The sequence below is a fragment of the Deinococcus actinosclerus genome (assembly GCF_001507665.1).
Lineage (GTDB): Bacteria > Deinococcota > Deinococci > Deinococcales > Deinococcaceae > Deinococcus > Deinococcus actinosclerus.
On the sequence record NZ_CP013910.1, the window covers coordinates 2,482,942 to 2,502,422 of the forward strand.

Sequence of the window (19,481 nt, forward strand, 5' to 3'; positions counted from 1 at the left end):
CCTACTTCCCGCGCCTCTACAGCAGGCGGCCGTCGTCGGGGAAGTCCAGCGGATCGGGGGTCTGCACGGGCACGCCGTGGGCGTTCAGCGCCTCACGCAGCATGGGGATGTTCTTCAGGGCGTGGCCCCTGGTGGTGTTCTCGAAGAACACGTACAGCTCGCTGAGGTCCTCCGCGACGAGCGCGATCTTCTGGGCCCATTCGTCCATCTCGGCGCGGGAGTAGAGATAGTCGTGGCGCTCGGCGGCACTCTGGCCGTCCCACCAGTTCGCGGCGTTGCGGCCGTGCAGGCGCAGGTAGCCCACGTCCGCCGTGACGTGCAGCTGCGGTTCGGGCAGGCCGCCGGCTGGCGGGTAGTCCGGGCTGACCCAGATCACGCCGCGCTCGGCCATGCCCTCGCGCACCTCGGGGCGGTCCCAGTCCTCGTGGCGGATCTCGACGGCCAGTTCATGCCCGGCGAAACGTTCGGTGAGCATCTGGAGGTACCGCCGGTTGGCGGGCGTGCGGTGGAACGAGTAGGGGAACTGCGCCAGGTAGGGGCCCAGCACGCCCGCCTCACGCAGCGGCTCGGGGCTTTGCAGCATGCGGTCGAAGTCGGCGTCGGTGGGCGCGCGGTCGTGCGTGAACACCCGGTGGAGTTTCACGGTGAAGCGGACCCGTCCGGCACTCTTGCGGAGCATGCCCTCGAAGGCCTTCAGGCCGGGAATGCCGTAGAACGAGGCGTTCAGTTCGGCCGCGTCGAAGTGCCGGGCGTAGGTGCTCAGGTAGTCGTCCTTGCGCACGCCGTCGTACAGCAGGCCCGGGGCCGCCCAGTCGTCGTTGCTGTAGCCGCCGCAGCCGATATACACGCGCATGCCTGTCAGGGTAGCGCCCGGGGCGCGCGGCCTCCTTGGCGCATTCTTCAGTTCGTGCGCGGCGGGCGGTTCAGGGCCGTCCAGAAGGCCTGGATGGTGCGCAGCGCTTCGCGGAACTGCTTGAAGTCCATCGGCTTGACCACGTAGGCGCTCGCGCCGTGCGCGTAGGATTCGCGGATGTCGCGGCTCTCCCCGCTGGTGGTGAGCATCACGACCGGCAGGCCCTGCAGGCCGCGCTCGGCCCGGATGGCGTCGAGCACCGCGATGCCGTCCATGTGGGGCATGTTCAGGTCGAGCAGCACCAGATCCGGCAGGGTGCCCTCGTCGCGGGCGCGGCGCAGCAGGGTCAGGGCTTCGGACCCGCTGCCGGCCACATCGACGGCGCTGCCTTCGGCTTCGGACTCGTCCAGGGCAGTCAGGGCGAGTTCCACGTCGTTGGGGTTGTCGTCGATCAGCAGGATTCTGCGGGTGTTCACGGGGGCCTCCCGGTGGGGGTGAGGTCGCCTGACAGGACCGGCGGGCACGGCGCCCACCAGTGACCCGCAGTGTAGCAAAGCCCATGAGCCTTTCCTTAACTCGATTTAACGTTGTGGGGTCAGGCACGGCGCAGTGCAGGGCAGCCCCACACTGCGCCGCGCTGGGCAGCCCTGCACTGCGCCGCGCGGGCAGCGCGTAGACTGCGCCCCATGTTGACCAAGCGCATCATTCCCTGCCTGGACGTCCAGAACGGCCGGGTGGTGAAAAATGTCCGGTTCTTCGAGAACCACCGCGACGCCGGCGACCCGCTGGCGCTCGCGCAGGCCTACGAGGCCCAGCAGGCCGATGAACTGGTGTTCTACGACATCACCGCCACGTTCGAAGGCCGCAGCCTGATGCTGGACGTCGCCGCGCGCGTGGCCGAACAGGTCATGATGCCCCTGACCGTGGGCGGCGGCGTGAACGCCCTATCCGACTTCCGGCAGCTGCTGCTGGCCGGCGCGGACAAGATCAGCGTGAACAGCGGCGCATTGACCCGCCCCGAGCTGATCCGCGAGGCCAGCGACCACTACGGCGCGCAGTGCGTGATGCTCAGCATCGACGCCAAACGCCGCGAAGGCGGCGGCTGGAACGTCTTCCGCGCGGGCGGCCGGGTCGATACGGGCCTGGACCTGATCGAGTGGGCCACGCGCGGACAGGCGCTCGGGGCGGGCGAGATCTGCCTGAACGTCATGGACGCCGACGGCACCCGTGACGGCTTCGCGCTCGACGCCACCCGCGCCGTGGCGCGCGCCGTGGACCTGCCGGTCATCGCGTCCGGCGGCGCCGGGAAGCTGGAAGACTTCCGCGACGTGCTGCGCTCCGGCGAGGACGGCGGGAACGCCGACGCCGCGCTGGCCGCCAGCGTGTTCCACTTCGGTGAGCTGACCGTCCCACAGGTCAAGGCGTACCTGAAGGGCGAGGGGCTGCCGGTGCGGCCCGACTGGCACGACACTGCCCGACTCTGACCTGCCCCACCCCCCACACTCCTGGCCTCCGGAGGGGGCCTGACATGACATCCCCCACACCTCTGTCCCCCGATGCCCTGAACTTCGATCCTCAGACCGGCCTGATTCCGGTCGTCACGCAGGACGCCCGCAGCGGCGCCGTCCTGATGCAAGCCTGGGCCGACCGCGCCGCCGTCCAGCGCACCCTGGACACCCGCGAGGCCACCTACTGGTCGCGCTCCCGCGCCCAGCAGTGGGTCAAGGGCGCCACCAGCGGCCACACCCAGCAGGTCGTGGACGTGCAGGCCGACTGCGACGGCGACAGCCTGCTGTACCGCGTCGTGCAGACCGGCCCGGCCTGCCACACCGGCGCGTACTCCTGCTACCACCAGCCCCTCCTGACCGGCGAGGCGCCCCAGGCCGGCCTGGACGGCACGCTCGACCGCGTGTACGCGACCATCACCGAGCGGCTCGCCACGCTGCCCGAGAACAGCTACGTCGCGCGGCTGCACGCCGGCGGGCTGGACCGCGTGCTGAAGAAGATCAGCGAGGAGAGCGGCGAGGTGCTGCTGGCCGCGAAGAACGCCGACCGCGCCGAACTCGCCACCGAGGTCGCCGACCTGCTGTTCCACACCCTGTTCGCCATGGCCGAGGTGGGCGTCAGCCCCGCCGACGTCGCTGCCGTCCTCCAGGAACGCGAGGGCCGCACCGGACTCAAGGGCCCGAAAGAAGTCGGCTGAGCCTCCGGGTCATGGGGCGAGGGGCTGAGGCACCGGTAACCGCCTCAGCCCCTCGCGCTTTCCCCCTCAGAACAGCATGGGCTGACGCGCCTCCTCCTCCACCTGGGGGAGCGCGTCCACCTTCACGTATTCCAGCCCGGCGGCCTGCGCGACCTTCAGCGCGGGCAGGGTGATGTCCGGCGCAGCGAGGATGCCGCGCACCGGAGCCGTCACCTGCGTGCGCACGGCGTCCACGTAGCGCCCGAGCTGGTGCACGGCCTCGTGCCCGGCCTTGCCGCGCTTGAGTTCCACGACCACGTAGCGGCCCTGCGCGTCGCGGGCGTACAGGTCGATGCCGCCCACCCCCACGAGCAGTTCACGGTCCAGGACGCTCAGGCCCGGCTCGATCAGGTGTGGCGCGCGGGCCAGGGCCTGCTGCATCTGCGCCTCGCTGCCCTGGAGCAGGAACAGCGCCTCGTCCGCGAGGTTCAGCGCCGTGACCTGCGCGCACTGGATCACGCGCACCCGCACGACCTCCGCCGGGCTGCGTCTCTCGGCGTGCAGCACCACGCAGCCGCCGTCCAGGTCCGCCGAGAGGTGATCGGTGCGCGGCTGCCAGTTCACGGGTTTCACGCCGCGGGGGCCATGCACCTGCACGGAACCGTCCGGCTTGACGAGCAGCAGGCGGTCGCCGGCCTCGGCCATGCTGGTGGCCCGCCCGGCGTACAGCACCTCGACCTCCCCGGCCAGATGCAGGGTCACGCGGGCGTGCAGGTGGGCGCGCAGGAACGCCAGCAGGGCTTCGGGGGCAGGGTGGGTCAGGGACTCGATCAGCATGGGTGGGGCGCGCCTCGCGCGCGGCGCAGCATAGTGCGCGGCGGGGGGCGGCGACCAGAGGCGGGGCGCCGCGAGGGAGCCCCTCGCCCACGCCCGGGCCGACCCCACCCATGAAGGATGCATGAAGAGGGCGTGTGATCCGATGGGCGGCGGCCCGCATAGCCCTGGGTAGAGAAGCGGACTCCGACCCGCTTCCAGTCCGCGCTGTCGGCCCCGCCGCTCCCCGCTCCTCCCGGAGGTTCCCGATGAAACACGCTGCCCTGCTGATCCTGTCCGCCCTGACCCTCGCGTCCTGCTCGGCGCCCCGCACCCCCGCCGCACCCGCCGGGCAGGTCGCCTACGGCCTGGGCGGCAACACGCTGTACACCTTCGGCCTGGACAACCCGCAGGCCAGCCTGAGCAGCCTGAGCATCAACGGTCTGGGGGCCGGCGAGACGCTGGTGGATCTGGACGTCCGCAACACCGACGGGCAGCTGTATGGCGTGACGGGCAGCGGCAAGGTGTACCGCATCGACCCGGCCACCGGCTGGAGCACCGACGACAGCAGCGTCGCCCTGAACGGCAAATCGGCCGTGGCCGTGGACTTCAACCCGGCGGCGAACCGCCTGCGCGTGATCGGCACGGACGACGCGAACTACCGCCACACGCTGGCCGCCACGCCGGTGCCCGCGACCGGCGGCACCACGGCCGACGGCACCTTCGCGTACGGGCCCACCGACGCGAATGCCGGCAGGAACCCCAACCTGGTCGCGGCGGCGTACACCAACTCGTTCAACGACACCGGCAAGGCCAACTCCGGTCAGCCGACCACGCTGTACTCCGTGGACGCCGATCTGGACGCCCTCATCACGCACCCGGCAGCGGGCGGCCCGACCTTCAACACCCTCCAGACGGTGGGGGCCCTGGGCGTGGACGTCATGGCCGGCAAGACCGGTTTCGACATCGCCGGCGCGAACACCGCCCTCCTGAGCAGCGCCGGCGCGAGCGGCACCACGCTGTACACCGTCGACCTGACCACCGGGAAGGCCACCGCGAAGGGCAACCTGAATGTCATGCTCGGCAGCGTGGCTCTGAAACTCGCCACGCCCTGACCGGCGGGCACTGTGCGGCGGAGTGGCGAGCGACAGCCGCTCCGCCGCTGCCCGTCCGGCCCCACCGGTCAGGGGGCAGCGGAACTGAAGACTTGATGGACAAATGTGCATTTTTGGTCAGGCGCGAAGAGGCACACTGGAGCTGTGCGCCCCGCCCAGCGGCCGCGCCGGTCAGGGGTGAATGACATGCAGGTGGTTCAGTTCAGCGATCCGCACATCGACCTCCGGTTCCCGCACCGGGCCGCCGCGCTGGCGCGCGCCGTGACGCACGTGAACACCATGCCGGCGGGGCCGGACGCGGTCCTCATCACCGGGGACTGCGTGGAACACGGGCACCCGGACGAGTACGCGCTGTTCCAGGACCTGCTGCGGCCCCTGCGCGCCCCGGTCTTCATCGTGCCGGGCAACCACGACGACCGCGCGGCGCTGCTGACGCTGTACCCGCCGCCCGCACCGAACCTGCCGGGCTTCCTGCAATACGCCGTGGACGACTTCCCCCTGCGCCTGATCGGCCTGGACACCCACCGGCCCGGGCACGGAGGCGGCGAGCTGGACGGCGCGCGGCTGGACTGGCTGGAGGCGCGGCTGCGCGAGGCCCCGGAGCGGCCCACGCTGCTGTTCATGCACCACCCGCCGGTGCGCACGGGCCTGCACGTCATGGACGGCATGGACCTGCGCGGCCGCGAGGCGCTGTGCGACCTGCTGCTGGACCACCCACAGGTGCTGCGGGTGGTGGCCGGGCACCTGCACATGAGCCTCACGGCGGGATTCGCGCACACCACCGTGATGACCTGCCCCGGCACGGACGCCACCCTGCACCCCGACCTGAGCCGGCCGGCGCAGCTGCGCGTGCAGCGCCAGCCTCCCATGTGCCTGCTGCACGCCTGGACGCCCGAGACGGGCCTGAACTCCTTCACGCAGGTCATCGCCCCCGCGCCCTGGCACCCCCTGTTCGACGGGGACCGCTGGCACGACTTCGATCCCCCACACGGCCCGTACCTGTCGCTCTGATCCCCGGCGCGGCCGGGGCGCGCTGACACCGGGACGTGGCTGACACCGGGACGTGCTGGTACCGGGGCGCCCTGGCATAGTGTCGGACGTGCCTGCCGCCCTCCCGCCCGATGCTCCGAAGTCCGAGTGGCGCGCCTGGGCGCGCGCCGTGCGCAGCGAGCTCCCGGACGTGTCCGCGCCGGTCATGGGCGCGCTGCGCGACCTGCTGCGCGGCCTGGGTGCGCGGCGGGTGCTGGCCTATCGCGCGCTGGGCGGTGAACCGGACGTGAGCGCCCTGAGCGGCGACTTCGAGTTCCTGGCCCCCCGCGCCCGCTTCCGGCCCCAGCCGCGCCTGACCCTGCACCCCTGGGACACCGCGACCGAACCCAGCCGCTTCGGCGCGCTGCAACCGCCCGCCGACGCCCCGCAGGTCGCCCTGGACACCGTGGACGCGATCCTGCTTCCGGGGCTGGCCTTCGACCACGCGGGCATGCGCCTGGGCTACGGCGGGGGCTTCTACGACCGCCTGCTGCCCGCATTCCGGGGCGTGACGATCGGCGTGATCCAGGCCGCCCTGCTCGTGCCGGAACTGCCGCGCGACCCGCACGACTGCCCCGCGCAGTGGCTCGTCACCGAGCGGGGCTCGCACGACACCCGCCAGGGCCATCCGGGGTGACCCGGCACGCGGCGGTCCTGAAGGGACGGGGACGCCCGGCCCGCTACCCGTCGATCCGGAGTTCCGCCTGCGCCTCGCCCGCGCGGTCCGCGACGAGGGCGCGCGCCACCACGTCCGGCCCGAGCGCGCCGCGCGGCACGCGGCCCACCTGCGCCCACAGGCCCGTCTCCACGGCGGGCGGCAGCACCAGCGTGATCCCGACGCCCCGGTGCTCCAGCCGCGCGACCTCCGCCGCGCGGGCCAGCGCCGCCTTGCTCGCCGCGTACTGACTGAAGCCCCGCGCCGTCACCAGTTCCGGCCGTGCGCCCAGCAGGTACACCCGCCCGCCGGGCGCGAGCCGCCCCAGCCCGTGCTTCATGGCCCACAGCGCCCCGAAGTAGTTCGCGTTCCACACCCCCCGGACGTGCGTGGGGTCCGCCTCCCGCAGCGGCTCGGGCAGCGCCGCGCCCGCCGCGTACACCAGCGTGTCCAGCTCTGGTGCGGCCTCCAGCAGCGTCCGGACGTGACTCTCGAAGCCCACGTCCGCCACGCGGCCGGTCGCGCCCAACTCGGAGGCCAGCGCCGCCAGTCGCGTCTCGTCCCGCCCGGAGAGGATCAGCGTGTGTCCAGCGGCCGCAAAGGCCCGCGCCGTCGCCGCGCCGATCCCGCCCGTCGCGCCCAGAATCAGGGTATGCATGCCGGTAGTAGGCGACGCCCGGCGCGCCGGGACCGTCGGAGGGCACACCGAACCAGCCCGGCAGCCATCCCTTAGTTAGGCGACAGGTGATCCCGCATGGCCCGCGCCTGCGCCTCGAACCCCGCCTGCACCCACCGCACGGGCACGAGTGCCGCTGCCGGGCCGTGGAAGACCTCCTCGGTGACGTAGGCCGTGTCGCCGTTCGGCAGGTGCCGCAGCGTCTGCACCCTCTCCGACCGCAGGAGGCCCCAGCGGGCCAGGGGACTGTCGTACCGCCACGCGACCAGCGCCGCGCCGCCTGCCGGGGGCTGCACGCGCGTGACCTGCTCGTCGGAGTGCATGAACCGGCCCCCACGCCAGGGCAGCTTGAATCGCATCCGCACGCCCTCGGCCGCACGTTCAGCCCCCGTGACCTCCACCACGAACGGATTCCAGCTGCCGTAGGCACTGAACGCCACCAGCAGGTCGAAGACCCGCTCCAGGGGGGCCTGCACGGTGATCTCGGTCCGGGCGACACGGGGCATGAGCGAGTCTACCGGGTGCAGCGTGCTGCCACGAGGCAACGACCTCTACCCACCCAGCGTCCAGCGCTGCACGGGCCGGTACGCGCCGCCGGGTCCGGGCTTGCGCATCCAGACGAGGTCCGTGGCGGCGAATGACAGCGGGTGCGTGAACGCCTGCCCCGCCGCGTCCAGCAGGGCGTCCATATTCACGTCCCGCCGCCCGAGGGCCAGCGTGAGGTGCGGGGTCAAGTGTGGTCCCTCGTACCCGAAACGGCGCGCGGGCCGCAGGGCGTCCAGCAGGGCGAGGTGCAGCCGCACGGTGCCGGGGCTGCGGGCAGGCAGGTACAGGGCGCTGCCGTTCGGGAACACGCGCGGCGCAAGCAGTTCGACCGGGACGGGCGGGGTCGCCGCCGCCACCGCCGGGACAAGGTCCAGCCAGTGCAGGTCGTCCTCCAGACCACTGCGGGCCTTGACCGTGATGTGCGGCACCGCCGCCGCGTCGCGCACGCCGTGGGCCTCCCGGAACGCCACGATGCGGGCCTCGATCTCCGGCGGAGGCCGCAGCGCCAGCAGGTGCGAGGGGCTCACGGGACGGGTAGGTCGGTCAGGGCGTCGCGTGTGATCAGTGCGTGCAGGACGTCCAGGATGCCCGCGTGATTCTCCCGGTCCGTGCCGGAGTACGCGCGGGTTGCGGCCCACCACGCCTGCTTGCGGTTCAGGAGGTCAGGGTCAGCCTGAGCAACCACCCGCGCGTGCAGGGCATGTTGGGCGTTCAGGGTCAGGGGGCGAGCGTCGGCCTGCCTGGGCACGCCCCGCAGATACCCGTGTTCGGCCAGGGAGACGAATGTGGAGCGTGGGCAGCCCTTCGCGAGCGTGCTGGGTGAACCCTGCACGGACCCCTGCGCGGCGGCCCAGGCGTCGCGGGGGGTGAGGCCCTGCCGGGCACCCTCAAGTGCCCAGCTGGTCAGCTGCTCATACACCGTTCCAGTCTGACGTTTTTCACCCTTTGGAACGCTCTTTTTCCCGGCTGTCATGCCTCAGCGTACACCCCCGGGCGTCCAGACGGCCCGGACGCTCCGGGGGTGGGTCGGCTACAGTTTCAGGTGTGAACCAGTCCCCCACCGAGCCGCTGAAGCGGACGCCCCTGCATGCCGCGCACCTGCGCGCCGGAGCCCGAATGGTGCCCTTCGGCGGGTGGGACATGCCCGTGCAGTACGCGGGCGTGAAAGCCGAACACGACGCCGTGCGCAACGCCGCCGGCGTGTTCGACGTGTCCCACATGGGCGAGTTCCGCGTGCAGGGCCCCGGCGCACTGGCGTTCCTGCAACACGTCACCACCAACGACGTCAGCAAACTCAAGCCCGGCCGCGCGCAGTACAACTGGCTGCCGGGCGTCTCGGGCGGCCTCGTGGACGACATCTACATCTACATGGTCGCCCCGGATGAATACCTGACGGTCGTGAACGCCAGCAACATCGCCAAGGACTGGGCGCACCTCCAGCAGCACGCCGGCGAGTTCGACGTGACCCTGACCGACGAGAGCGACCGCTGGGGCCTGCTCGCCGTGCAGGGTCCCCAGACCGAGAGCCTGCTGCAACCCCACACCGACACCGACCTGAGCGCCAAGAAGAAGAACGCCTTCTTCCCCGCGAAGCTCTTCGGCTTCGACGTGATGCTGGCCCGCACCGGGTACACCGGCGAGGACGGCTTCGAGGTGTTCGTGGACGCCAGCGAGGCCGAGACCGTCTGGGACAAACTCCTGGCGATCGGCCTGACGCCCGCCGGACTGGGCGCCCGCGACACCCTGCGCCTCGAAGCGGGCTTCCCGCTGTACGGGCACGAATTCAGCGACACCATCCACCCGCTGAGCAGCACGTACAGCTGGGTCGTGAAGGACAAGACCCACGTCGGGCACGAGCACATCCGCAGCACCCCCACCCAGACCCTGGTCGGCCTGAAGCTGGAGCGCGTGCCCGTCCGCGAGGGCTACCCCGTCAAGGTCGGCGGTGCGGTCGTCGGGCACGTCACGAGCGGCACGAGCAGCCCCACCTTCGGGCACCCCATTGCCATGGCCCTCGTGAACGCCGAGCACGCCGGAGCGGACGTCTTCGACGTCGAGGTGCGTGGCAAGGACCACACCGCAACCCGCGTCGCCCTGCCCTTCTACAAACGCTGACCCGCCGCCCACGTAGGCCCGCACACACCCCCCACCCCCGAAACCCGGAGAATACGACCATGACCACCACTCCCACCGAACTGAAGTACGCCGCCTCCCACGAATGGCTCGCCGCGGACGGCACCGTCGGCATCACCGACTTCGCGCAGGACCAGCTGGGCGACGTCGTGTACGTCGAACTGCCCGAAGTGGGCCGCGTCGTCGAGGCCGGCGAGACCATCGCCGTCGTCGAGAGCGTCAAGACCGCGTCTGACATCTACGCGCCCGCCAGCGGCACCATCGTCGCCGTGAACGACGCCCTGAGCGGCACGCCCGAACTCGTGAACAGCGCCCCCTACGAGGGCGGCTGGCTGTTCAAGCTCGACGTGACCGGCGAAGGCGACCTGATGGACGCCGCCGCGTACGAAGCCGCGAACAACTGACCCCCCAGCGGGCCGCGCGTTCCCGTAGCACCCCCTCCCCAGCCCTCCCCCCTGAAGGGGGAGGGAGCCCCCAGAGGCTCACACGTCTGACTCCTTCCGCCTGACCGGGGGGAGGTCGGGAAGGGGTGAGCCGCAGCGCCGCCATGCCCCCCCGACGCCCCACACCCAGGAGTACTCCATGACCCGTTCCCTGACTGATCTGCTTCAGACCGCTGATTTCCTCGACCGTCACGTCGGCCCGACCGCCGCCGAACAGGCCGCCATGCTCGCGGAGCTGGGCGTGGGGAGCCTGGATGAACTGAGTGACACGACCCTGCCCGAGAGCATCCGCTTCACGGGTGACCTGAACGTGGGCGGCCCGGTCACGGAAGCGCAGGCGCTGGCTGACCTGAAGGCGGTCGCGGCGAAGAACAAGGTGTTCCGCAGTTACATCGGCATGGGGTACAGCGGCACGCACACGCCGGGCGTGATCCTGCGGAACATGCTGGAGAACCCCGGCTGGTACACCGCGTACACGCCATACCAGGCGGAGATCAGCCAGGGTCGCCTGGAGATGCTGCTGAACTTCCAGCAGGCGATCATGGACCTGACCGCCATGCCCGTATGCAACGCCTCGCTGCTGGACGAGGCGACCGCCGCCGCCGAGGCCATGACCCTCGCCAAGCGCGCCGGGAAGAGCAAGGGCACCACGCTGTATGTCGCGCAGGACGTGCATCCGCAGACCATCGACGTGATCCGCACCCGCGCGGAGTACTTCGGGTACGACATCGTCACCGGACCCGCCGACGCCGACCTGCCCGAAGGCACCTTCGCGGCGCTGGTGCAGACGCCCGGCACGTACGGCGACCTGCACGACCTCTCCCCCATCGCCGAGCGCGTGCACGCCAGCGGCGGCCTGCTGATCGCCGCGACCGATCTGCTCGCCAGCGCCCTCGTGAAACCCGTGGGTGAGATGGGCGCGGACATCGTGATCGGCAGCGCCCAGCGGTTCGGCGTGCCCATGGGCTTCGGCGGGCCGCACGCGGCGTTCCTGGCGTGCCGCAGCGACTTCCAGCGCAGCATGCCCGGCCGCGTGATCGGCGTGAGCAAGGACGTGAAGGGCCGCCCGGCGCTGCGCATGGCGATGCAGACGCGCGAGCAGCACATCCGCCGCGAGAAGGCCACCAGCAACATCTGCACCGCGCAGGCCCTCCTGGCGAACATGGCTGCCGCGTACGCCGTCTACCACGGCCCCGAAGGCATCAAGACGATTGCCGAGCGCACGCACCGCCTGACCGGCATCCTGGCGCGCTTCCTGACGGAGGCTGGCGTTGAACTAGTCAACGGAGAATTCTTCGACACGCTGACGTTCAAGGGTGACGCCTCTGCCATCCGGAGCCGCGCTGAAGGCATGGGCATCAACCTCCGCTACGAGAACGATCTGATCTCGGTCAGCCTGGATGAAACCACCACGCCCGCCGACCTCGAAGACCTGATTGAAGCGATTGCCGGAACCCGCCAGAACGACAACGGTCAGGAGTTCAAGGTGCTGTCCGAGTACCAGCACAAGTTCGTGGACGGCATCCCCGCCGACCTGAAGCGCACCTCGGACTACCTCTCGCACCCGGTGTTCAACACGCACCACAGCGAGCACGGCATGCTGCGCTACCTGAAGAGCCTGGAGAACAAGGATTACAGCCTGACGCACGGCATGATCCCGCTGGGCAGCTGCACCATGAAACTGAACGCCACGACGGAAATGATTCCCGTGACGTGGCCCGAGTTCGGCCAGCTGCACCCCTTCGCACCCGCCGATCAGACGGAAGGCTACGCGGAGATGCTGGCGGAACTGGAGGCGTGGCTGGCGGACATCACCGGGTACGACGCCGTGAGCCTCCAGCCGAACAGCGGCGCGCAGGGCGAGTACGCGGGCCTGCTGGTCATCCGCAAGTACCACGAGAGCCGGGGCGAGGCGCACCGCAACATCTGCCTGATTCCCGCCTCCGCGCACGGCACGAACCCCGCGAGTGCGGCGATGATGGGCATGCATGTCGTCGTCGTGAAGACCGACGCGGACGGCAACATCGACATGGACGACCTGAAAGCCCAGGCGGAGAAGCACAGCGAGAACCTGGGCGCGCTGATGATCACGTACCCCAGCACGCACGGCGTGTACGAGGAACGCGTCATGGAAGCGTGCGAGCTGATCCACCAGCACGGCGGGCAGGTGTACCTGGACGGCGCGAACATGAACGCCCAGGTCGGCCTGACCAAACCCGGCCTGATCGGCAGTGACGTCAGCCACCTGAACCTGCACAAGACCTTCGCCATTCCCCACGGGGGCGGCGGCCCCGGCATGGGCCCCATCGGCGTCAAGGCACACCTCGCCCCGTTCCTCCCGAACCACGCCATGCGCCCCACCTCTGACAGCAGCACCGGGGCCGTCAGCGCCGCGCCGTACGGCAGCGCCAGCATCCTCCCCATCAGCTACCTGTACATCCGCCTGCTCGGCGCGCGCGGCCTGAAAGTCGCCACGCAGGTCGCCCTGCTGAACGCCAACTACATCGCCCACCACCTCAAAGGCGCGTTCCCCGTCCTGTACACCGGCCGCAACGACCGCGTCGCGCACGAGTGCATCATCGACCTGCGCCCCCTGAAGGCCGAGAGCGGCATCAGCGAGGAGGACGTCGCCAAGCGTCTCATGGACTACGGCTTCCACGCCCCCACCATGAGCTTCCCCGTCCCCGGCACGCTGATGATCGAACCGACCGAGAGCGAACCCAAAGCGGAACTCGACCGGTTCATCCAGGCGATGCTCGGCATCCGCCGCGAGATTCAGGACGTGCAGGACGACCTGATCACCGCCGCCGACAGCCCGCTGAAGCACGCGCCCCACACCCAGGCCGACCTGATCGACATGGACTGGAACCGCGCGTACAGCCGCGAAACAGCCGCCTACCCCACCGCCACGCAGAAACAGTGGAAGTACTGGCCCAGTGTCAACCGCGTGGACAACGTTTACGGCGACCGCAACTTCGTGTGCAGCTGCCCACCCGTTGAGGACTACATCGAGGCGTAAGCCCAAAGCGTCAGTGAATCAGAGAGCCTCCTTGTCCGGGAGGCTTTCTTCTGTTCTGCGTCACGTCCTCAATACTGGAGGAACGCCAGCCCCGAGCCGTCGTGCGCGAAGCGCGCGGGCCTTCCAATGGGGTCGGCAGGATGGCGTCGAGGCCGGACACGTTACCGCCCATTACAGCGACGGTGCGGCAGTAGAAATTCTTGCCGAGCGCAGCGACTGCTCCCCCTGCCCCTTTAGGGGACTCGTATGAGCCGCTTGCGGAGGGGGCTGGGGCGTGGGGCAGCACCCAGACAGATAAAATCGGCAGGCAAAAAAAATTCCGCCTTCTTTGGCGGTGTTAAAAATAGGATACCCCGATATGCAGACGGTGTCAATGAGCGATTCTGGATTTGAATTCTGCCGTCTGGGACAGCATTTCAAGCTGAGAGGCTTCGGCAGATTCTGAATAGTCGGGCCAGCTACCACTCACTCCTAACCCGACCTCTCCCCTGTTCAGTTCAGCCCGAGGCGTTCGCGCAGGCTGGGCAGGCGGGTGGTGTCGTCCATCAGCCGCTGGTCGTGCGTGTAGTCGTCCGTCTCCTCGACCTCCCAGTTGCGGTTCAGGTGCCGGGCGAGGTCACGCACGAGTTCAGGGAAGGTGAGGGCGTCGTGGGCGTTGCTGTCCAGGTGGACGGTGCCGCTGGTGCCGTCCTGCGCCAGGGTGGCGAGGGCCTGGGCGGTGTCGGTCATGAACGAGGTGGCGGGGATCCAGTGGCGGCTGGCGCGGATCACGCCGTGCTGGTCGTGTTGCGCCTGGAGTTGCTGGATCATGTTGTTGCCGGTGGCGGTGGGGTGGATCTGCCAGCCGATACGGGCAATGACGGCGTGGGGGTGCGCGGTGCGGATGGCGTGTTCGGTGCGGGCTTTCAGCTGGCCGTAGTCGTCGTGTGCGGTGGTGAGGTCGCCGGGGTGGTGTGGGCCGTCTGGGTGGTGGTCGAAGACCATGGCGGTGCTGGTGAACACGAACGGCAGGTCGTGCTGGCGGGCGTGCGTGGCGAGGGCGTGCGCCCAGGCTTCGCTGCCCAGGGCGAGGTGCAGGATGCCCTGCGGGTTGAGGGCTTGCAGGTGGGCGCGGGCGGCGGAGCTGTCGTCGGCGGGGGTGGTGTGGCGGTTCCAGCCGATGACGGTGTGCCCCTGCGCTTCAAGGGCTTGGGCGACGTGCGGGGCGAGGGTACCGGTCAGGCCGGTGACGAGCCAGGGTCGGGTCATGGGGTGCAGTGTACGGACAGGACCGGGGGAACAGGGCGGGGGGCCGTGCCCCGGTGTGGCGTGCGGCCCCCTGCTCATCTGTGCTGGCCGGACTGCTGGCTCAGCGTTTGCTGCTGTGGTCGCCTTCCTGGAATTCTTCGATCATCTTGGCGTTGAATGCGGGGATGTCGTCGGGGTTGCGGCTGGTTACGATCCCTTTGTCCACGACGACCTGCTGGTCGACCCATTCGGCGCCGCCGAGGGTGAGTTCGTGTTTCAGGCTGGGCCAGCTGGTCATCTTCAGGCCCTTGCTGATGCCGGTCTCGCTGAGGCTCCAGGGGCCGTGGCAGATGGCGGCGATGGGTGCGCCGTGGTCGTAGAACGCGCGGACGAACTTCATGGCGTAGGGGTCCAGGCGCAGCTTGTCGGGATTCACGGTGCCGCCGGGCAGGAGGAGGCCGTCGTAGTCGCTGGGGTTGGCCTGCGTGACGGTGTGGTCGACGTCGTACTTGTCCTGGGGTTCCATGTCGCCTTTCATGCTCTGGATCTGCCCGGCCTTGAGGCTGATGAGGTGCGTGGTGGCCCCGGCGGCTTCCAGCGCTTCGCGGGGTTTCACGAGTTCGACCTGTTCGACGCCGTCGGCGGCGAGGATGGCGATGGTTTTGCCTTTCAGGGGTTGGTCGGTCATGCGTTCAGCGTGCCGTGTGGGGGGGTGCGGGGCGTGATGGTGGTCTGAAGGCGCGTTGAGGCGGGGTTGAGGGGGGCTTGAGTTGGTGTGGGTTCTTGCCTTGCGCGCCCGGGGGGTGTGATGGGGTGGGGGGCATGACACTGACAGACGAGTTCGCGAAGGCCTTGCAGACCGCCGAGCAGTCCGGGGACGTGACGGGGCTGCTGGCCCTGCACGCGGGGGACGTGACGCTGCGGAACCTGACGCAGCAGACCTGGGAGGGCGCGGAGGGTGCGCGGGCGTTCTGGGAGGCGTACCTGGGGAGTTTCGAGGAGGTGCGCAGCGAGTTCACCCGCGTGCAGGAGGAGGGGGGTCTGGGCGTGCTGGAGTGGACGGCGTCGGGTCGCCTGCCGGGCGGGCGGGAGATCTCGTACCGGGGCGTGAGCCTGCTGGACGTGCAGGGCGGCAAGGTCTCGGCGTTCCGCACGTATTACGACAGCGCGGCGTTCGTGGTGGCGACCCCCGCCTGACCGTCAATGAAAGAACGCGCCCGCCCCGGCACAGGCCAGGGGCGGGCAGTTTTATCCCTCTCCGCTGGGGAGAGGGATACGCGCAGCGGCGGAAGGGAGAGGGGGCCTTACTTGTCCGTGCCGGGTGTGGTCACTTCGACGGCAGTGAGGGTCTCGGTGACGCGGAAGGTGTGGGGGGTGCCAGCGGGCACGTGGTAGGAGTCGCCGGGCTGGAGGCTGATCGTCTCGCCGTTCACGATTAGATCGACCTTGCCCTCAATGACGTACCCGAGGGTTTCGTACTCGTGGGTGTGTTCGGGTTTGTCGGCGTTGGGTTCCTCGCGGTGCCACAGGCGCATGCTGCTCTGCTGCCCCTTGACGAGGTGGTGCTCGCCGTCTTTGCCGTGGGTGGTATCGCTCTGGCTGACCTTGTACTGGTTCATGCGGCTCAGCCTGCGCCGCGCGGGTGGGTGCGGGCGTGATGGGCGCCTGAAGGCGGGTTCACGCGGGGTTGGGCGGAACTTGAGGCGGGAGGGCCGCTCACCTGTGGACAGGCAGGAGGTTGTGCTCCTCCCCCTTCATGGGGGACTGGCACAGCTCGCCCCGCGAGAGGCTGGGAGGGGGTGTCCATGGGCGCCGTCCGTCTCTTTTCCCCGCTCTTCTGCGTCTATCTGCGTCTTGTCTCGTGGGTATGGCTGCCGCGTTCCCGTGCTGGACGCATGCCCCGGCGGCACGGTTTTTTTTGTCGTCTCAGGCGCATTTTTGGGCCTCTGGCGGGTTGGGCGGGTGTGGGGTACACTGGGCGTCTCCGGCTGCCCGGTGGGTGGCTGCCAGAAAGGGGGTGAGGTGCTGCCGTGGGAACGAAAGAAGAGGTTCGTTCGCGCCTGAACATTGCGGATGTGGTGGGCGAGTACGTGCAGCTCTCCCCTGCCGGGCGCGGCCGCCTGAAGGGGCTCTGCCCGTTCCATAAGGAGAAGTCGCCGTCGTTCCAGGTGGATACGGAGCAGGGCTACTTCTACTGCTTCGGGTGTAAGGCGGGCGGGGACGTGTTCAGTTTCGTGCAGCGCACCGAGAACCTGAGTTTCGGGGACGCGATGCGCAAGCTCGCGGAGCGCGCCGGGATTCAGGTGGAGGCCCGCTACGGCGAGCGGTCGAGCCGCGACGTGTTCGATGTGAACGCGTTCGCGCTGGCGTACTTCGGTGAGCACCTGCACGGGCCTGCGGGCGAGGCGGCGCTGGCGTACCTGCGGCGGCGTGGCCTGACGGACGCGACCATCGAGTCGTTCGAGATCGGCTTCGCGCCGGACGGCTGGGACGGCCTGTTGAAGCACGCGCGGGTGAAGGGCGTGTCGGAACGGCAGCTGCTGGAGGCCGGGCTGCTCATCGAGAACCCGGAGTCCGGGCGGGTGTACGACCGCTTCCGCGCGCGCGTGATGTTCCCCATCCGCGATCACCTGGGGCGGCTGGTGGGCTTCGGGGGACGCGTGCTGGACGACAGCAAGCCGAAGTACCTGAACACCCCGGAGACGGACGTGTTCCGCAAGGGTGAACTGCTGTACGGGCTGGACAAGGCCCGCCTGGGCCTGAAGAACGGCGGCGAGCTGGTCGTGGTGGAAGGCTACATGGACGTGATCACCATGCACCAGCACGGCTTCACGGGGGCGGTGGCGAGCCTGGGCACGGCCCTGACCGCCGAGCACGCGACGCTGCTGGAACGGCTGGGCGCGCAGAGTCTCGTGCTGCTGTTCGACCGTGACGAGGCGGGCCTGAAGGCAACCCTGTCGGGACTGGATCAGGTGCTCGGCGCGAAGTTCCGCGTGCGCGCCACGAGTGTGCCCAGCGGGAAGGACCCGGCGGACACCCTGCTGGCGGGGGATATCGAGCAGCTGCGCACGGCGCTGAGCAGCGGTCTGGACGAGGTCCGCTACCGCGTGCAGGCCGCCATCGAACGGCACGGGGTGGGCACCAGCGAGGGCAAACGCCGCATCCTGATGGAACTCCTGCCGCGCATGCAGAACCTCGACCCCCTGGACGAGATCGCCGAGGGCGTGCGCGGCGCGGCGTGCGAGACGCTCGGCATCAAGCCCGAGGCGCTCATGGAGTGGATCGCCAGCAAGGCCAAGCGGCGCACCCTGACCGACACGCACCTGGCGGGCATGACGAGTACGCGCAGCGAGGAGGACCGCGAACTGGCCCTCCTGAAGCAGCTGCTCGTTGATCCGTCGCTGCTGGCGAAACTGGACGGCAGCATGCCGTGGCGCAACGAGTCGGTGCGCAAGGTGATGCTGGCCGCGCGCGGCGCGCAGACGCCCGACGACATTCTGGACGTGTTCCGCGGGCAGCCCGAGGAACAGCTCCTGATCCGCCTGATGTTCGAGGGCCGCGACGCGGGCACCATCGGCCGGGAGAACAGCCAGCAGTACGAGCAGAAAGTCAGCGGCTACGCCGCGGCCGCCGTGGACGACATCCAGGTGACCCTCAGCATCGACGCGATGCGCGCCGAGGTGGACCTGCTGAAAAAACAGGTGCCTTCTGCCGCCCCCACCGAGCAGCTGGGCCTCCTGCGGCAGATTCAGGATCTCCAGCGCGCCATCGAAGCCGAGAAACGCGTCCGCGGGGCTGCCCGGGCCTAAGCGCTGTGACCCTCTCCCCCTGTGGGAGAGGGTGCCCCGCAGGGGCGGGGGAGGGGGCGGGTGACCACCCCTGCTCGCCCTGCGCTTTACACTTCCCCGCCCCATTCGAGTCCGTGCTGTGTCCACGCGGCTTCGATATGCGTGAGGACGTCCAGCGGCAGCGGGCCCTGCTGGACGAGGTCGATGTTGCGTTCGAGGTTCTGGATGCTGGCGGTGCCGACGATGGCGCTGTGGACGCCGGGGGCGTACGCGGTGAAGCGCAGGGCGAGGTCGAGCCAGTCGAGTCCGGCCTGCTGGCGGATGGCGTCCATGTTCAGGGTGCGCAGGCGCTCCCAGTAGGTTTCGGCGTAGTCGCCGACGGGGCGGTCCGTGAAGCGCCAGGCGGCGTTGGCAATGGGGCGTTTGGCGATGATGCCCATCCCCGCGTCGTTGGCGGCGGGCAGCAGCTGGCGGCGGCTGAACTGGTCGGCGAGGTTGACGCTGGTCTCGACGCTGCCGAAGCGGCCGCTCTGGATGGCCCAGGCGAGCGCCTCGTTCTCGCCGCTGTACGCGGCGACGCGGATCAGGCCGTCACGCCGGGCGTCGTCGAGGGCGCCGAGGAGGTCGTCGCGGCGCAGGGTCTCGGCAGGGCAGGAGTGCAGGTGGAAGATATCGATCCAGTCGCAGCGCAGCCGCGTGAGGGCCTGTTCGATGCCCAGGCGGATGGCCTGCGGTGTCCAGTCGTCGGCGCCGTCCGCGCTGTAGCCGCCCTTGCTGCTGAGGATGAAGTCGTGGCGGCGGTACGCGAGGTGCCGCCCGATGCGTTCCTCGCTGAGCCCGTAGCCGCGCGCGGTGTCCACCAGGGTGATACCCCGGTCGATGGCGCGATTCAGGAGCGTGCCCGCGTGGTCTTCACTCAGTGCGCCGTCGCCGATCTGCCCGGCGCCGAGGCCGAGGAGGCTGACGCGCAGGCCGGTGGTGCCGAAGTCCCTCTGTTCCATG

General features: G+C 69.8%; 21 protein-coding genes. 10 read left to right on the forward strand and 11 right to left on the reverse strand.

From position 1 onward, the window contains the following. Positions 1-16: 16 nt before the first annotated feature. Both AUC44_RS12020 and AUC44_RS12025 read right to left on the reverse strand, forming a co-directional pair. Entirely contained in the window at positions 17-853 is an 837-nt protein-coding gene (locus tag AUC44_RS12020; protein WP_062158943.1) for a DUF72 domain-containing protein, read from the reverse strand. Positions 854-900: 47 nt separating this feature from the next. After that, positions 901-1,329, reverse strand: a complete 429-nt coding sequence (locus tag AUC44_RS12025) for a response regulator (protein ID WP_062159829.1) — start codon at positions 1,327-1,329, stop codon at positions 901-903. A gap of 210 nt (positions 1,330-1,539) precedes the next feature. Here AUC44_RS12025 and hisF point away from each other — a divergent pair, with 210 nt between their 5' ends. Both hisF and hisIE read left to right on the forward strand, forming a co-directional pair. Then, a complete protein-coding gene (hisF, locus tag AUC44_RS12030; protein ID WP_062158945.1) occupies positions 1,540-2,337 on the forward strand; it encodes an imidazole glycerol phosphate synthase subunit HisF in 798 nt (265 codons plus the stop codon). 44 nt (positions 2,338-2,381) lie between these two features. Then, positions 2,382-3,056, forward strand: a complete 675-nt coding sequence (gene hisIE / locus AUC44_RS12035) for a bifunctional phosphoribosyl-AMP cyclohydrolase/phosphoribosyl-ATP diphosphatase HisIE (protein ID WP_062158947.1) — start codon at positions 2,382-2,384, stop codon at positions 3,054-3,056. 66 nt (positions 3,057-3,122) lie between these two features. On the opposite strand, the gene nucS is transcribed toward hisIE, so the two are convergent. Next, complete coding sequence (gene nucS, locus AUC44_RS12040; RefSeq protein WP_062158949.1) at positions 3,123-3,872, reverse strand: endonuclease NucS; 750 nt, start codon at positions 3,870-3,872, stop codon at positions 3,123-3,125. Positions 3,873-4,117: 245 nt separating this feature from the next. Between nucS and AUC44_RS12045 the strand changes: the two genes are divergently transcribed. The 3 genes from AUC44_RS12045 (at position 4,118) to AUC44_RS12055 (ending at position 6,629) form a co-directional block, all read left to right on the forward strand. Further along, the gene (locus AUC44_RS12045) at positions 4,118-4,963 is read left to right on the forward strand and encodes a DUF4394 domain-containing protein (protein ID WP_062158951.1); all 846 of its coding nucleotides are present in this window, start codon (positions 4,118-4,120) and stop codon (positions 4,961-4,963) included. Between the two features lie 186 nt (positions 4,964-5,149). Beyond that, a complete protein-coding gene (locus tag AUC44_RS12050) occupies positions 5,150-5,974 on the forward strand; it encodes a phosphodiesterase (protein ID WP_157445342.1) in 825 nt (274 codons plus the stop codon). Positions 5,975-6,062: 88 nt separating this feature from the next. Further along, complete coding sequence (locus tag AUC44_RS12055) at positions 6,063-6,629, forward strand: 5-formyltetrahydrofolate cyclo-ligase (protein ID WP_062158959.1); 567 nt, start codon at positions 6,063-6,065, stop codon at positions 6,627-6,629. A 43-nt stretch (positions 6,630-6,672) separates the two neighbouring features. Here the strand turns inward: AUC44_RS12055 and AUC44_RS12060 are convergent, their stop codons facing one another. From AUC44_RS12060 to AUC44_RS12075, 4 genes are all read right to left on the reverse strand, one after another. Beyond that, positions 6,673-7,305 (reverse strand): SDR family NAD(P)-dependent oxidoreductase, encoded by a 633-nt coding sequence (locus AUC44_RS12060; protein WP_062158961.1) that lies wholly within the window; start codon positions 7,303-7,305, stop codon positions 6,673-6,675. Positions 7,306-7,376: 71 nt separating this feature from the next. Then, positions 7,377-7,829 (reverse strand): SRPBCC domain-containing protein, encoded by a 453-nt coding sequence (locus AUC44_RS12065; protein ID WP_062158963.1) that lies wholly within the window; start codon positions 7,827-7,829, stop codon positions 7,377-7,379. Between the two features lie 45 nt (positions 7,830-7,874). After that, positions 7,875-8,396, reverse strand: a complete 522-nt coding sequence (locus AUC44_RS12070; protein WP_062158964.1) for a 2'-5' RNA ligase family protein — start codon at positions 8,394-8,396, stop codon at positions 7,875-7,877. Next, positions 8,393-8,788: a DUF6979 family protein gene (locus AUC44_RS12075; protein WP_062158966.1), complete on the reverse strand. Its 396-nt coding sequence runs from the start codon at positions 8,786-8,788 to the stop codon at positions 8,393-8,395. The genes AUC44_RS12070 and AUC44_RS12075 overlap by 4 nt, the downstream gene beginning before the upstream one ends. 197 nt (positions 8,789-8,985) lie before the next feature. Here AUC44_RS12075 and gcvT point away from each other — a divergent pair, with 197 nt between their 5' ends. The 3 genes from gcvT to gcvP all read left to right on the forward strand — a co-directional run bounded on the left by gcvT (position 8,986) and on the right by gcvP (position 13,464). After that, positions 8,986-9,984, forward strand: a complete 999-nt coding sequence (gene gcvT / locus AUC44_RS12080) for a glycine cleavage system aminomethyltransferase GcvT (RefSeq protein WP_417926374.1) — start codon at positions 8,986-8,988, stop codon at positions 9,982-9,984. Positions 9,985-10,043: 59 nt separating this feature from the next. Beyond that, positions 10,044-10,406, forward strand: coding sequence for a glycine cleavage system protein GcvH (gcvH, locus tag AUC44_RS12085; protein ID WP_062158970.1), 363 nt, complete (start codon positions 10,044-10,046; stop codon positions 10,404-10,406). A 178-nt stretch (positions 10,407-10,584) separates the two neighbouring features. Then, positions 10,585-13,464: an aminomethyl-transferring glycine dehydrogenase gene (gcvP, locus tag AUC44_RS12090; protein WP_062158972.1), complete on the forward strand. Its 2,880-nt coding sequence runs from the start codon at positions 10,585-10,587 to the stop codon at positions 13,462-13,464. A 492-nt stretch (positions 13,465-13,956) separates the two neighbouring features. Here gcvP and AUC44_RS12095 read toward each other — a convergent pair whose 3' ends face one another. Next, the gene (locus AUC44_RS12095) at positions 13,957-14,712 is read right to left on the reverse strand and encodes a sugar nucleotide-binding protein (RefSeq protein WP_062158974.1); all 756 of its coding nucleotides are present in this window, start codon (positions 14,710-14,712) and stop codon (positions 13,957-13,959) included. 100 nt (positions 14,713-14,812) lie between these two features. Next, entirely contained in the window at positions 14,813-15,379 is a 567-nt protein-coding gene (locus AUC44_RS12100) for a type 1 glutamine amidotransferase domain-containing protein (protein WP_062158976.1), read from the reverse strand. A gap of 134 nt (positions 15,380-15,513) precedes the next feature. Between AUC44_RS12100 and AUC44_RS12105 the strand changes: the two genes are divergently transcribed. Further along, on the forward strand, positions 15,514-15,888 hold the full coding sequence (locus tag AUC44_RS12105) for a nuclear transport factor 2 family protein (protein ID WP_062158978.1): 375 nt from the start codon (positions 15,514-15,516) through the stop codon (positions 15,886-15,888). Between the two features lie 107 nt (positions 15,889-15,995). Here AUC44_RS12105 and AUC44_RS12110 read toward each other — a convergent pair whose 3' ends face one another. Next, positions 15,996-16,310: a cupin domain-containing protein gene (locus AUC44_RS12110; protein ID WP_062158979.1), complete on the reverse strand. Its 315-nt coding sequence runs from the start codon at positions 16,308-16,310 to the stop codon at positions 15,996-15,998. Between the two features lie 411 nt (positions 16,311-16,721). Between AUC44_RS12110 and dnaG the strand changes: the two genes are divergently transcribed. Further along, positions 16,722-18,500, forward strand: a complete 1,779-nt coding sequence (gene dnaG / locus AUC44_RS12115) for a DNA primase (RefSeq protein ID WP_062158980.1) — start codon at positions 16,722-16,724, stop codon at positions 18,498-18,500. An 86-nt stretch (positions 18,501-18,586) separates the two neighbouring features. On the opposite strand, the gene AUC44_RS12120 is transcribed toward dnaG, so the two are convergent. Next, positions 18,587-19,480 carry an aldo/keto reductase gene (locus AUC44_RS12120; RefSeq protein ID WP_062158981.1) on the reverse strand — a complete coding sequence of 298 codons (894 nt, stop codon included), beginning with the start codon at positions 19,478-19,480 and terminating at the stop codon, positions 18,587-18,589. Position 19,481 lies beyond the last annotated feature (1 nt).

Excerpts from the sequence above, each read along its gene's own strand:
- AUC44_RS12020 (WP_062158943.1), bottom strand. The coding sequence starts at position 853 with ATGCGCGTGTATATCGGCTGCGGCGGCTACAGCAACGACGACTGGGCG.
- hisF (WP_062158945.1), top strand. The coding sequence starts at position 1,540 with ATGTTGACCAAGCGCATCATTCCCTGCCTGGACGTCCAGAACGGCCGG.
- hisIE (WP_062158947.1), top strand. The coding sequence starts at position 2,382 with ATGACATCCCCCACACCTCTGTCCCCCGATGCCCTGAACTTCGATCCT.
- nucS (WP_062158949.1), bottom strand. The coding sequence starts at position 3,872 with ATGCTGATCGAGTCCCTGACCCACCCTGCCCCCGAAGCCCTGCTGGCG.
- AUC44_RS12045 (WP_062158951.1), top strand. The coding sequence starts at position 4,118 with ATGAAACACGCTGCCCTGCTGATCCTGTCCGCCCTGACCCTCGCGTCC.
- AUC44_RS12050 (WP_157445342.1), top strand. The coding sequence starts at position 5,150 with ATGCAGGTGGTTCAGTTCAGCGATCCGCACATCGACCTCCGGTTCCCG.
- AUC44_RS12060 (WP_062158961.1), bottom strand. The coding sequence starts at position 7,305 with ATGCATACCCTGATTCTGGGCGCGACGGGCGGGATCGGCGCGGCGACG.
- AUC44_RS12065 (WP_062158963.1), bottom strand. The coding sequence starts at position 7,829 with ATGCCCCGTGTCGCCCGGACCGAGATCACCGTGCAGGCCCCCCTGGAG.
- gcvT (WP_417926374.1), top strand. The coding sequence starts at position 8,986 with ATGGTGCCCTTCGGCGGGTGGGACATGCCCGTGCAGTACGCGGGCGTG.
- gcvH (WP_062158970.1), top strand. The coding sequence starts at position 10,044 with ATGACCACCACTCCCACCGAACTGAAGTACGCCGCCTCCCACGAATGG.
- gcvP (WP_062158972.1), top strand. The coding sequence starts at position 10,585 with ATGACCCGTTCCCTGACTGATCTGCTTCAGACCGCTGATTTCCTCGAC.
- AUC44_RS12095 (WP_062158974.1), bottom strand. The coding sequence starts at position 14,712 with ATGACCCGACCCTGGCTCGTCACCGGCCTGACCGGTACCCTCGCCCCG.
- AUC44_RS12100 (WP_062158976.1), bottom strand. The coding sequence starts at position 15,379 with ATGACCGACCAACCCCTGAAAGGCAAAACCATCGCCATCCTCGCCGCC.
- AUC44_RS12105 (WP_062158978.1), top strand. The coding sequence starts at position 15,514 with ATGACACTGACAGACGAGTTCGCGAAGGCCTTGCAGACCGCCGAGCAG.
- AUC44_RS12110 (WP_062158979.1), bottom strand. The coding sequence starts at position 16,310 with ATGAACCAGTACAAGGTCAGCCAGAGCGATACCACCCACGGCAAAGAC.
- AUC44_RS12120 (WP_062158981.1), bottom strand. The coding sequence starts at position 19,480 with ATGGAACAGAGGGACTTCGGCACCACCGGCCTGCGCGTCAGCCTCCTC.